This window comes from Pseudomonas sp. TWR2-1-1 (assembly GCF_049897045.1).
GTDB classification, from domain to species: Bacteria; Pseudomonadota; Gammaproteobacteria; order Pseudomonadales; family Pseudomonadaceae; genus Aquipseudomonas; species Aquipseudomonas versuta.
The window spans coordinates 729,680-741,959 of record NZ_JAFCVM010000001.1 but is presented as its reverse complement, the minus strand read 5'-3'; the positions used below and the strand labels follow the sequence as shown (position 1 = coordinate 741,959).

At 59.7% G+C, this 12,280-nt stretch carries 13 protein-coding genes; 7 read left to right on the top strand and 6 right to left on the bottom strand.

Annotated elements, in window-relative coordinates:
• Positions 1-80 precede the first annotated feature (80 nt).
• From rlmD to ACP7BO_RS03535, 4 genes are all read right to left on the bottom strand, one after another.
• Positions 81-1,433, bottom strand: coding sequence for a 23S rRNA (uracil(1939)-C(5))-methyltransferase RlmD (rlmD, locus tag ACP7BO_RS03550; RefSeq protein WP_426208639.1), 1,353 nt, complete (start codon positions 1,431-1,433; stop codon positions 81-83).
• Entirely contained in the window at positions 1,433-2,335 is a 903-nt protein-coding gene (cysM, locus tag ACP7BO_RS03545) for a cysteine synthase CysM (RefSeq protein ID WP_060691027.1), read from the bottom strand. The genes rlmD and cysM overlap by 1 nt, the downstream gene beginning before the upstream one ends.
• A gap of 140 nt (positions 2,336-2,475) precedes the next feature.
• Entirely contained in the window at positions 2,476-3,840 is a 1,365-nt protein-coding gene (locus tag ACP7BO_RS03540) for a histidine kinase sensor domain-containing protein (protein ID WP_426208637.1), read from the bottom strand.
• Complete coding sequence (locus tag ACP7BO_RS03535; RefSeq protein WP_397455954.1) at positions 3,830-4,558, bottom strand: response regulator transcription factor; 729 nt, start codon at positions 4,556-4,558, stop codon at positions 3,830-3,832. Before ACP7BO_RS03535 ends, ACP7BO_RS03540 begins: the two co-directional genes overlap by 11 nt.
• A gap of 212 nt (positions 4,559-4,770) precedes the next feature.
• Between ACP7BO_RS03535 and ACP7BO_RS03530 the strand changes: the two genes are divergently transcribed.
• The 4 genes from ACP7BO_RS03530 to ACP7BO_RS03515 are packed head-to-tail and all read left to right on the top strand — an operon-like array spanning position 4,771 to position 9,473.
• Complete coding sequence (locus tag ACP7BO_RS03530; RefSeq protein WP_397455952.1) at positions 4,771-7,536, top strand: response regulator; 2,766 nt, start codon at positions 4,771-4,773, stop codon at positions 7,534-7,536.
• 58 nt (positions 7,537-7,594) lie between these two features.
• On the top strand, positions 7,595-8,584 hold the full coding sequence (locus ACP7BO_RS03525) for a 2-hydroxyacid dehydrogenase (RefSeq protein WP_397455950.1): 990 nt from the start codon (positions 7,595-7,597) through the stop codon (positions 8,582-8,584).
• A gap of 50 nt (positions 8,585-8,634) precedes the next feature.
• Positions 8,635-9,072, top strand: coding sequence for a hypothetical protein (locus tag ACP7BO_RS03520; RefSeq protein ID WP_060691022.1), 438 nt, complete (start codon positions 8,635-8,637; stop codon positions 9,070-9,072).
• Entirely contained in the window at positions 9,069-9,473 is a 405-nt protein-coding gene (locus ACP7BO_RS03515; RefSeq protein WP_060691021.1) for an META domain-containing protein, read from the top strand. Before ACP7BO_RS03520 ends, ACP7BO_RS03515 begins: the two co-directional genes overlap by 4 nt.
• Before the next feature lie 94 nt (positions 9,474-9,567).
• Here the strand turns inward: ACP7BO_RS03515 and ACP7BO_RS03510 are convergent, their stop codons facing one another.
• A complete protein-coding gene (locus ACP7BO_RS03510) occupies positions 9,568-10,032 on the bottom strand; it encodes a TlpA family protein disulfide reductase (protein WP_060691020.1) in 465 nt (154 codons plus the stop codon).
• 127 nt (positions 10,033-10,159) lie between these two features.
• Here ACP7BO_RS03510 and arsC point away from each other — a divergent pair, with 127 nt between their 5' ends.
• From arsC to ACP7BO_RS03495, 3 genes are read left to right on the top strand one after another with little or no spacing between them, the layout of a single operon-like run.
• On the top strand, positions 10,160-10,513 hold the full coding sequence (gene arsC, locus ACP7BO_RS03505; RefSeq protein ID WP_060691019.1) for an arsenate reductase (glutaredoxin): 354 nt from the start codon (positions 10,160-10,162) through the stop codon (positions 10,511-10,513).
• Complete coding sequence (wrbA, locus tag ACP7BO_RS03500; RefSeq protein WP_426208632.1) at positions 10,510-11,115, top strand: NAD(P)H:quinone oxidoreductase; 606 nt, start codon at positions 10,510-10,512, stop codon at positions 11,113-11,115. The genes arsC and wrbA overlap by 4 nt, the downstream gene beginning before the upstream one ends.
• Positions 11,108-11,521, top strand: a complete 414-nt coding sequence (locus ACP7BO_RS03495) for a DUF2069 domain-containing protein (RefSeq protein WP_426208630.1) — start codon at positions 11,108-11,110, stop codon at positions 11,519-11,521. The genes wrbA and ACP7BO_RS03495 overlap by 8 nt, the downstream gene beginning before the upstream one ends.
• Before the next feature lie 83 nt (positions 11,522-11,604).
• On the opposite strand, the gene ACP7BO_RS03490 is transcribed toward ACP7BO_RS03495, so the two are convergent.
• Complete coding sequence (locus tag ACP7BO_RS03490; protein WP_397455946.1) at positions 11,605-12,276, bottom strand: DNA-3-methyladenine glycosylase I; 672 nt, start codon at positions 12,274-12,276, stop codon at positions 11,605-11,607.
• Positions 12,277-12,280 lie beyond the last annotated feature (4 nt).

Sequence of the window (12,280 nt, the reverse complement as noted above, 5' to 3'; positions counted from 1 at the left end):
AATCACCGACCCTAATACCAGCCGCATGCTGCAGAGCTCAGCAGCACGCGGTTGCGAGTCCGTCGAAATAGACAGACGTCCTAGTCTGCTTCAAATAACGCCATCGCCTCGACATGCGCTGTTTGCGGGAACATATCGAGGATTGCGGCACGTTTTAACCGATAACCCTGTTTCATCAACTCAACGGTGTCGCGCGCCAGCGTGGCCGGATTGCACGACACATACACCACACGCCTGGCTCCCAGAGCCGACAGCTGGCGCACTATTTCATAGGCCCCGTCACGCGGCGGGTCGAGGAGCACGGCTGCAAAACCCTCTTTGGTCCATGCTGCGTCAACCAGCGGCTGCGACAAGTCAGCCTGAAAAAACGCTGCATTATGCAGGTTGTTGCTGACCGCGTTTTGCGCGGCGCGTTCGACCATAGTCGCAACGCCTTCGACAGCCACCACTTCGCGCACCTGGCGCGCCAGCGGTAATGCGAAGTTACCCAGCCCACAGAACAAGTCAAGAACCCGTTCGTCAGCTTGCGGATCAAGCCACGCTAATGCTTGAGCCACCATGGCTTCGTTGACGCCGGCGTTGACTTGAACAAAATCACCCGGACGATAGGCCAACTCCAGACCCCACGTTTGCAAACGGTAGCCCAGGCTCTGGCTAGCATCGACCGGCTGCGGCCCCACGTCGCCATGCAGCCACAATTGGGCGTCATGGGTACGGCAAAAATCTTGTAAAACCTGCATATCGGCATCGTTGAGCGGTGCCATATGGCGCAGCAACACGGCAATCGCCGAACCACTGAACAATTCAACATGCCCCAAAGCCTTGGGGTTGCTCAGTTGACGCAACATGGCAGGCAACCCGGCCATGACAGGTTGCAAAGCCTGTACCAGCACCAGACAGTGATCGATGGCCACGATGTCCTGACTGCCGGCAGCGCGGAAGCCGACCTCCAGGTGCTTGGCCCGTGCATCCCAACGCACCGCAATACGGGCCCGGCGGCGATAGCCAAACTCGGGCCCGGTCAGCGGCGGTGCCCACTCCAGTGGTTCGACACCGGCAACACGGGACAGTTGCTCGGCGAGCATGCGCTGTTTCAGTGCGAGCTGCTCTTCATGGGACAAGTGTTGAACGCTGCAACCACCGCATTTGCCCGCATGTACGCAAGGGGCCACGCGTCGTACGTCGCTGGCCTTGAATACGCGTTCGGTACGCGCTTCGACGACCTTAGCGTGCGCACCCAAAACCCGTGCTTCAACTTCCTCACCGGCCAGGGCACCCGACACAAACCAGGTACGGCCTTCAACAAAGGCAATGCCACGACCGTCGTTCGCCAGGCGTTCGATGTTCAATCGCTGTTTCTTGCCCACAGGCACTTGCGGGGCCTTGGTGCCTCCAGCTGGCTGGAAGCGCAGACCTCTTTCTTGCTTAGCCATCAGTTGGGCTCATCGTAAATGCCGGTCGACAGGTAACGATCGCCCCGGTCGCAAATGATCGCGACCATCACCGCATTTTCGACTTCTTGCGACAAGCGCAGCATCGCTGCCACTGCCCCGCCGGAAGACACACCGCAGAAAATGCCTTCTTCGCGGGCCAGACGACGCATCACGTCTTCGGCTTCGCGCTGGGCCATATCGACGATCCGGTCAACCCGGTCGGCCTGATAGATCTTCGGCAGATATTCGTGCGGCCACCGACGGATGCCCGGAATGGCAGCGCCTTCCATCGGCTGTAAACCGACGATCTGCACATCCGGGTTTTGTTCTTTGAGGTAGCGCGAAACACCCATGATGGTACCGGTGGTGCCCATCGAACTGATGAAGTGGGTAATCGTGCCTTGGGTCTGACGCCAGATTTCCGGGCCGGTGCTGGTGTAATGCGCCTCGGGGTTATCACCGTTGGCGAACTGGTCGAGCACCTTGCCGCGGCCTTCGGCCTGCATCTTGTCGGCCAGGTCGCGGGCCCCTTCCATGCCCTCCTCCTGACTGACCAGAATCAACTCGGCGCCATACGCGGTCATGGCAGCCTTGCGCTCGGCACTGGAGTTGTCGGGCATGATCAGGATCATCTTATAGCCCTTGATTGCGGCAGCCATGGCCAGCGCAATCCCGGTATTGCCCGAGGTGGCTTCAATCAAGGTATCGCCGGCCTGGATCTGGCCGCGCGTTTCGGCGCGACTGATCATCGACAGAGCCGGGCGATCCTTGACCGAACCCGCAGGGTTATTCCCTTCGAGCTTGAGCAACAAGGTGTTGGTGGTGTCTCCGGCAAGGCGCTGCAGGCGCACCAGGGGAGTGTTGCCGACGCAATCGGCGATAGTGGGGTACTGCAATATCATGGCGTATTCGCAATCCAGACCGCGGGGCCGCACATCATACCGACAAACGCCCACAGCCCATATCACGCAAAGTGCGGTGCTTATGGCTAAAGGCTATAAGACGCTAGGGCAAACCCTGGAAAGCCGGCCCCCACGCGTAATCAGGGATGCCCGGGGCAAGCCGGTAACCGGATGTGCACGCGTAATCCCTGGCCGACATTTTCCGCCCACAAACTGCCGCCTTGCAGCCGCAGCGCATTACGCGCAATGCTCAAGCCCAGGCCAAAGCCGCCGTCGCCGGGGCGCGAGCCGTCCAGTCGGGTAAAGGGAGCAAATATCCGCTCCAGCTCCTCAGGTGCCACACCGCCGCCCTGATCGTCGAGCCATAAGTGCCACTCCTCGCCTTCACGTCGACCATTCAGACTGACCGTTCCTTGAGCCGGTGAATGACGGATGGCATTGCGCAGAATGTTCTCCAGCGCCTGCGCCAGGCTATTGAGATGCCCTTGCACCCAGCAATCGGCAGTGACAAAGCATGGCAACCGCGATTCAGGCCAGCCGCTTTCGAACCGGGCGTTTTCAGTCAGCATCTCCCACAACGCCTGGATCTGAATGTCTTCCACCGGTAGCGGCCCGCGCTCGGCATCCAGCCAGGCCAGTTGCAGGGTGTCTTCAACCAGGCGCTGCATGCCGTCAACTTCACGGCTCAAGCGTTCGCGCAGGGCTTGGAGGTCCTGCTCGCTGTCACACGCCACCCGCAGCCGGCTCAGGGGTGTACGCAGTTCATGGGACAAATCGCGCAGTAATTGTTGCTGCTGGTTCACAGTGCTTTGCAGACGCTCGGACATCTGATCGAAAGCCCGCCCCAGATCGCCGAGCTCGTCCTGGCGACTGGTGGTCTGGCTCGACAGGCGGGCTCCCAGCTGATCGGCACGCCAGGCATTGGCCTGTTGACGCAGATGGTTCAGCGGCACGATCAGCAAACGGTACAGGCCCACGCACAGCAACAAGGTGAACAAGCCCGGAATCAAGCCGTTGGTGACGATGCGCCAGATCAATTGTGAACGCCCCGGCATGAATCGCTGCGGCAGCTCGATCACCAGATAGCCGGCCGACGGATCCTTGGGGAACGGAACCTTGATCCATGGCCGGGCTGTTTTGATATGGCTGACGGGCCAGTCCAGCCCGCGCAAAAAAGTCATGCGCTGGCTTTCACGGTCACTCAGCGGATAACTGCTCAACGCTTGCAGATCCTGACCTATGACCCCGATCCAGCCCGGCTCCCGGGGGCCCATTTGCGCCAGCCACTGATCAACACCCGCTTGCTGGCCGGTGTCCCAGGCGCGCTCGGCCTCCCCGGCATAGCGCACCAGCGTGTTGTGCGCCAGCTCGCTCAAAAAGCCGGTGCGTTTGTCCATGTAGCGGCCCCACGACCAACTGAGCCAGATCATCAGCAAACAAAAGGCCACCAGCAAACAGGCCAGCTTCCAGAACACCGAATGTTTGCCGGGCACTTTATAGGGCATCACTGGCGCTCAAAACGTAACCCTTGCCCCAAACCGTGCGCACTTCATGCGTGTGGTAACCGATGGTCTTGAGTTTTCGCCGGATCTGGCTGACGTGCATGTCCAGGCTACGGTCATGGGCCGCATAGCCTCGCTGCAGCACTTGTTGATAGAGGAACGCTTTGCTCAACACTTCATCAGGATTGCGCTGCAGCGTCTCGAGCAAACGGTATTCGCTGCGGGTCAAACCGGCCCATTGCAGGCCATAGCGGACATCGCCAGCGTCCTCATCGACAAACAGCCCGGAGTCGGCCGGGGCTGAATCCGCGACAGGGGTTGGCCGTGGCATACGGTCCAGGGCGACCCGGCGCAGGATGGCCTGAATCCGCACCCGCAGTTCAGCCATGCTGAAAGGCTTGGGCAGATAGTCATCAGCCCCAAGCTGAAAGCCACTGATACGGTCTGCCTCGGCCCCCAGTGCCGACATTAGAATCACTGGCAGCGCGTGGGTCTGGCGCAATTGCGTGAGGACCTGCAGGCCATTCATGCCCGGCAGCAGAATATCCATCAGCACCACGTCAAACGGCTCTTGCCGGGCAAGCGCCAATCCTTCCTGACCGTTTTGACACCAAACGACATCGAACCCGCAGCGCAGCAACTGCTCATGCAGGTAGGCGCCCAGTACGGGGTCGTCTTCAATCGCCAGCAAGCGGGACGGGGTAACAGCTACGGGATTCATTAGCGTCTGCAAGTCATTCTCAATCGTGGATTATTCAAGATTGAGTCACCACGAGCAACCGCCACAGGGTCAACAAAGTCTGATATCGATCAAGCACCTGGCCTTGACGGCAAATTTTCAGGGATTTGCCGAGCGGCAAATGGCTACACTGGCATCTGACCTGCGCCGCGAGCTCAGGAAACACTTATAAGAATGTAGGGCTGGAGAGTTGCGTGCTTAAGAACCTGGGGATCAAAGGTCGTGTGTTGTTGCTCACGTTATTGCCCGTCACGCTGATGGCGATGGTACTGGGGGGTTACTTCACATGGTTGCAACAGTCGGAGTTGCAATCGCAGCTGTTACAGCGCGGCGAAATGATCGCAGAACAGCTAGCCCCGCTGGTGGCTCCAGCAATGGGCCGCCATGACATCCCGCTACTGACCCGCATCGCCAACGAGTCTCTGGAACAACAAGATGTGCGGTCCGTGGCATTCCTGGACGCCAACCACGAGCTTCTGGTCCATGCCGGCCCGACCATGATCAACCAGCCGCCACTGGGCAGCGGCACTCAATTGCAGCAGCGCTCCGACAACGATGCCACCCGTTATCTGTTGCCCGTGTTTGGCCGGCATCGCAATCTGGCCGGCGATGTCATCCCCAATGAAGCCCATCGCCTGCTGGGCTGGGTAGAACTCGAACTGTCCCATAACAACATGCTGCTGCGCGGTTACCGCAGCCTGTTTGCCAGCTTGTTGCTGATCGCCGGCGGGCTGGTATTTACCACTCTGCTGGCATTGCGCATGAGCCGCACGATCAATGCTCCCCTGGACCAGATCAAGCATGCGGTGTCGCAACTCAAGGACGGCCAGTTGCAAACCCGCTTGCCGCCCCTTGGCAGCCATGAACTGGACGAACTGGCCTCGGGTATCAATCGCATGGCCGAAACCCTGCAAAATGCCCAGGAAGAACTGCAAAACAGCGTCGACCAGGCCACCGAAGACGTTCGTCAAAACCTCGAGACCATTGAGATCCAGAACCTGGAGCTCGACCTGGCCCGCAAGGAAGCCCTTGAGGCAAGTCGCATCAAGTCCGAGTTTCTGGCCAACATGAGCCACGAAATCCGCACCCCGCTCAATGGCATCCTGGGCTTCACCCACTTGCTGCAAAAAAGCGAGTTGACGCCCCGCCAGTTCGATTACCTGAACACCATAGAAAAATCAGCCGACAGCCTGCTCGGAATCATCAACGAAATTCTGGATTTCTCGAAAATCGAAGCGGGCAAGCTGGTACTCGACAGCATCCCGTTCAACCTGCGCGACTTGTTGCAGGACACCTTGACCATCCTCGCGCCCTCCGCCCACGAAAAAAACCTGGAGCTGGTCAGCCTGGTCTACCGCGACACACCGTTATCACTGATCGGCGACCCGCTTCGGCTCAAACAGATCCTCACCAACTTGGTGAACAACGCCATCAAGTTCACCCGTGAGGGAACGATCGCGGTGCGGGCCATGCTCGAAGATGAAGATGACAACACGACCGATGGCTGCGTGCAGTTGCGCATCAGCGTGCAAGACACCGGAATCGGCCTGACCAGCCAAGATGTGCGGGCCTTGTTCCAGGCCTTTAGTCAGGCTGATAACTCCCTGTCGCGCCAGCCCGGCGGTACCGGTCTGGGCCTGGTAATTTCCAAACGGCTGGTCGAACAGATGGGCGGCGAAATTGGCGTTGAAAGCACACCCGGCGAAGGCTCGGTGTTCTGGATCAGCGTCAAGCTGCCCAAGGCCCGTGATGACGCAGAAGATTTGCCTGGCGCAGTGTTGTCGGGCCATCGCGTGGCGTTGCTGGAAAAACACGACCTGGCGCGCCAGGCGTTGCAACACCAACTGGAAGACTGCGGACTTGATGTCACGCCATTTACTACCCTGGAAAAGCTCACCAATTGCGTGACCGGTGCCCATCAGACACCTCTGGCCATTGATCTGGCGGTGCTCGGGGTCACGGCCAACGACATGCCTCCCGAGCGTCTCAACCAGCACATCTGGGACCTCGAACATATGGGCTGTAAAGTCCTGGTGCTGTGCCCGACGACCGAACAGGCGCTGTTCAATACCTCGGTGCCCAACCCCCATAGCCAGTTGCAATCCAAACCCGCCTGCACCCGCAAACTGCGGCGGGCGCTGGCTGATCTGATCAACCCTCGACAAACGCGTACCGAGCCCGGCGAACTGCTGGCCAGCCGCGCGCCACGGATCCTGTGTGTCGATGACAACCCGGCCAACCTGTTGCTGGTGCAAACCCTGCTGGAAGACATGGGCTCCAGGGTAACGGCCGTAGACAGTGGCTATGCCGCCATTGAGGCGGTCAAGACCGAAGCCTTCGATCTGGTGCTGATGGACGTACAGATGCCCGGCATGGACGGTCGTGAAACCACCGAGGTCCTGCGCCAGTGGGAAAGCGGGCAGCACAATGCACCGCTGCCCATCGTCGCGCTGACCGCCCATGCCATGGCTAACGAAAAACGGGCCCTGTTACAGAGCGGTATGGACGACTACCTGACCAAACCCATCAGCGAGCGGCAATTGGCGCAAGTGGTGTTGAAGTGGACCGGGCTGGCGTTGCGCAACCAGGTCCAGGAAAGCGGCTACGAAGCCTCCCGCCCCAACGCCAAGTTGCCGATACTTGATCACGAAGAGGGCCTGCGCCTTGCCGCCGGCAAGGCCGATCTGGCTGTCGACATGCTGGCCATGCTGCTGGCCTCGCTGGAAGCAGACCGTGAAGCGATCCAGCAGGCTCGTAAAGAGCAGGACAACAATGCATTGATCGAACGTGTTCACCGCTTGCACGGTGCTACCCGTTATTGCGGAGTCCCGCAATTGCGCGCCGCCTGCCAACGCAGTGAAACCCTGCTCAAACAGGAAAGCCCGCACGCCTACGCGGCCCTCAACGAACTGGACGAGGCCATTATCCGCCTGGCCAAAGAAGCGCGCAGTACGGCGTAAACAAGATGGTTAAACAACTGAAACTGACCACCCGGCACGCCACTCCAAGGAAGATCTCATGCGCACGATTTTGTTCAGCAGCCAGACCTACGACCGCGACAGTTTTACGGCCGCGGTACGACCCGAGAGTGTCCAGTTGCACTTTCAACCGGCGCGACTGAGCCTCGATACCGCAGCCCTTGCCCACGGTTACGAGGTGGTCTGCCCGTTTATCAACGACGATTTGAGCGCCCCGGTGCTGGAGCAACTGGCTGACGGCGGTACGCAACTGATTGCTCTGCGTTCGGCCGGCTTTAACCATGTCGACCTGCCAGCCGCCAAGCGCCTTGGCTTGAGCGTTGTACGGGTCCCCGCCTACTCGCCCCATGCCGTGGCCGAGCATGCCGTAGCCCTGATTCTGGCGTTGAATCGTCGTCTGCACCGGGCCTATAACCGGACCCGCGAAGGCGACTTCACGCTGCATGGCCTCACCGGTTTTGATCTGGTCGGCAAAACCGTCGGCGTGGTCGGTACCGGCCAGATCGGCGCGACCTTCGGCAAAATAATGGCCGGCTTCGGCTGCAAGCTGCTGTGCTTTGATCCGTATCCAAATGCACAACTGCTGGCGCTGGGTGCACAGTATGTAAGCTTGCCCGAGCTGCTGGCAGGCTCGCATATCATTAGCCTGCACTGTCCGCTGACTGCGGATAACAAGCATCTGATCAACAGCCAGTCGCTGGCGACACTCAAACATGGCGCCATGCTGATCAATACCGGGCGCGGCGCACTGGTTAACACTCCGGCACTGATCGAAGCGCTGAAAAGTGGTCAGTTGGGGTACCTGGGGCTGGATGTATACGAGGAGGAAGCCCAGCTGTTCTTTGAGGATCGCTCCGATTTACCGTTGCAGGATGACGTGCTGGCGCGGCTGCTGACCTTCCCCAACGTGATCATTACTGCGCACCAGGCGTTTCTGACCCGCGAAGCACTCAGCGCGATTGCCAGCACCACGCTGGACAATATCGTGGCCTGGAGAAACGGTACGCCACAAAACCTGATCGAAGGTTGAAAGGCCATACCTCGGCTGCGTGCTAGCATAGCGGCCTATTTGGAGGACCCATGGTCGAACACGATTTCCGCTACAGCCTGCTTAACCCGCAGCACACCCTGATTGAATGCCGCGCCCTGGCGCCAGGCCTGTATCAAGTCACCGGCAACGGTGGCTCGATCCAGACCAGTGACGTACTGATCGTGACGCTCAAGGGCAGCAAGGACTTGTCCATGCGCCTGACGGTCGACAAAGTGCGTCACCTGATCAACCCGCGCGGCCAGTGGGTTGCCGTAACCAAAGGACCGGTTTTCGGTGAATTGGCGATTCATCAATGGCAAGTCAACTGCGATGCCTGTGGCAAAGAGCTGAAGTTCGAGTTCGCGGTCGACGCCAAGCTCGGAACCAAGGCACAAAAACCTGCCGCCAGCGCGCGCATTGCCGAGCTGGGCTGGAGCACAGAAGGCAGCAAGCACCTGTGCCCTCAATGCCAAAAGGCTGCGCTATGAAACACCTGACCCTGTTGGCACTGCTGGGCGCAAGCCTGGCGGGCTGCGCAGGTGATCCGGTGCAATTGCAACACAACCGGGCATACGTTGTGGAATGGATCGGCGAACGTCCATTGATGGACTACAGCCACCTGACCGTGACCTTTGATGAAGGTGGCCGGGCCTATGGCAACGGCGGTTGTAATCATTGGTTTGCGCCCTACACCCTGGACGGCGACAAGCTGAGCTTTGGTGGCGTGGGCAGTACTCGCAAAGCCTGCGCGCCGGCGCTGATGGAGCAGGAGCAGCGGTTCTTCGAAGCCCTGCAAACCGTACAGCGCTGGGACATTTCGCCAATCGAACAGGTGCGTTTCTGGCCTGCAGAAGGCAAGCCTTTGCGGCTGTGGCCTGAAGAAGGCTGATTCGGGCCCGACTGCGGGAGCGAGCTTGCGCGCGGTCTTTTAAGATCAAAAGATCGCGCGCAGGCTTGCCCCTACAGGGAACAGGAAACCGGGCTTAACTGCCGCGTAATTCCTTGATCTTGGCCAAAACCCCGGCGGCGGTCTGCTCGCCCATCATCTGTGCCAGAACCTTGCCCTTTTCATCAATGATGTAAGTCACCGGCAGCGCTTCGCTGCGCGGCAGATCAAAGTGCTCGGCCGGATCTTGTGCCAGCACAGTGAAGGTGATGCCCATTGCAGAACTGGCATCGCTCAGCTCCTTGCCCTGCAAGCCATCGTAGTTCACCCCGAACACGCCCACCGACTGCCCCTGCAACTGCTTCTCCAGCGCGTTGAGTTCCGGTATTTCAATACGGCACGGGCCGCACCACTCAGCCCAGTAATTAATGACCTTCCATTGCTTGTCCAGACGCTCGGAAGCGACCTTCTGCCCATGTTGGTCGACCCCGTAATCATTACCGCAACCCGTCAGCAGTAACGAGGTGGCGACGGCAACTACCGCCAAAAGCCGCTTAAACATGTGTTGATCCTTCTGGGTAAATAGTGTCAAAAAAGTCTTTAGACGGCGGCCAATTAGCGCACACGGTTCAGACACGCCCGTCAGACGGGTAGAATAGCCGCCACCTTACGCAAGATGCGACCCGCACATGACCGATCTGACGCTTTATCACAACCCGCGCTGCTCGAAATCCCGCGGTGCGCTCGAAATCCTTGAAGCCCGCGGCCTGACGCCAACCGTGGTGCGCTACCTCGATAACCCGCTGGACGCCGCGCAACTGCACAGTCTGCTGGTCAAACTCGACATCAGCCCGCGCCAGCTATTGCGCACCGGCGAAGAGGAATACAAAACCCTCAACCTGGGCGATGCCGGCCTCAGCGACGAACAATTGATCGGCGCAATGGCCGCACACCCCAAGTTGATCGAACGCCCGATTCTGGTGGCAGGTGACAAAGCGGTCATTGGCCGTCCACCTGAAAAGATTCTGGAGATACTGCCGTGAGCACACCCTACGTTCTGGTGCTGTATTACAGCCGTAATGGTTCGACCAGCGAAATGGCCCGGCAAATTGCCCGTGGCATCGAGCAAGGCGGCCTTGAAGCACGCCTGCGCACCGTGCCTGCCGTCTCCAGCGAATGCGAAGCCGTCGCTGCGGACATTCCGGCCGAGGGCGCGCTGTATGCCAGCCTGGATGACCTGAAAAACTGCGCCGGCCTGGCACTCGGCAGCCCGACCCGTTTCGGCAACATGGCTGCCCCGCTCAAGTACTTTCTGGATGGCACCAGCAACCTGTGGCTGACGGGCGCCCTGGTCGGCAAGCCGGCTGGTGTCTTCACGTCCACCGCCAGCCTGCACGGCGGCCAGGAAACCACCCTGCTGTCGATGATGATGCCGTTGCTGCACCACGGCATGCTGGTCACCGGCCTGCCGTACAGCGAAACATCCCTGCTCAATACCACAGGCGGCGGCACGCCTTACGGCCCTAGCCATCACGCCGGTGCCGATGGCAAGCGCAAACTGGATGAGCACGAGACAGCCCTGTGCCGAGCACTGGGTCAGCGGCTGGCGACTATTGCCCTGAAACTGGAGAACACCCGTGGCTAAAAAGCCAAAAGTGCTGCCCTCCATCGCGTGGTTGGAACCCCGGGTAAGGCTGATGCGGGTGCTCAGCCTGGTGTGCTTCTTCGGGTTGATCGGTTTGCTCTGCGTCTATTACCTTGCATTTGCCAACCTGCATGGCGCCCGCCCCTGGGTGATTTTGCTGATCGAGCTGGTGCCTTTGATGTTTCTGGTGCCGGGCATGCTCATGGGCAGCGCACGCGGGCACTCGTTCACCTGCTACGTGGTCAACCTGTACCTGATCAAGGGTGCACTGGCCGCGTTCGACCCGAACCGTCAGGTGTTCGGTTTGCTGGAAATCGCAGCCAGCGTGGCGGTGTTTTGCAGTGCCATGCTGTATGTACGCTGGCGCTATCAGCTGGATCGCCGGCTGGCGGGTGAAGGCGCTTGAATCCATCGCTGGCAAGCCAGCTCCCACAAGGTGAGTGCACTCTCTGTGGGAGCTGGCTTGCCAGCGATGAAAACGCCTGAATGTCAGTGATTAACCGTGAACGCCAGCATCTGTGACAACTGGCACATCGGCCGACCGCTTTCGGCGTGCCACTGATTGAAAGCGTTCTGCACAATCGCCAGGTCGCGCAAGCTGGTCGGTGCCTTGTCCACCAGCTTTTGTGCGTTCAGTGCGGCCACGACGTCATAGCTCGGCACAAAAGTGTCTTTGCCCACCATGCGTAAAAAGCGCGGCGCCGACAGCCCGCCCAACTGGTGCCCGTGCTTGGCCAGGTACTTCCAGAGCCCCACGATATCGGTCACCGGCCAGTCGGCAATAAAAGCGCCGAAACTGCCGTGTTCATGGGCTATGTCGAGGACCATCTGCGCGTTGCGCGGCACGCTTTTGAGCTTGCCCAGGTGGCGGATGATCCGCGCATCCTGCATCAGGCGTTCAAGGTGCTCGGCGCCCATCAACACCACTTTTTCAGGATCGAATCCGAAAAAGACCTGTTCAAATACCGGCCACTTGGCGTCCACCACGCTGTGCTTGAGCCCCGCGCGAAATACGCGCAAGGCCAGGGTCGACAGGTAGCGATCGTCGCTGATCCGGCGCAACTGCTCAGCCGTTTTGGGAACGGGCAATTCGGCTTCCAGGGCGGCTGACGAACCAAAGCGATTCAAACAATATTCATGCAGCCATTTGTAGTCGCGCATGCCC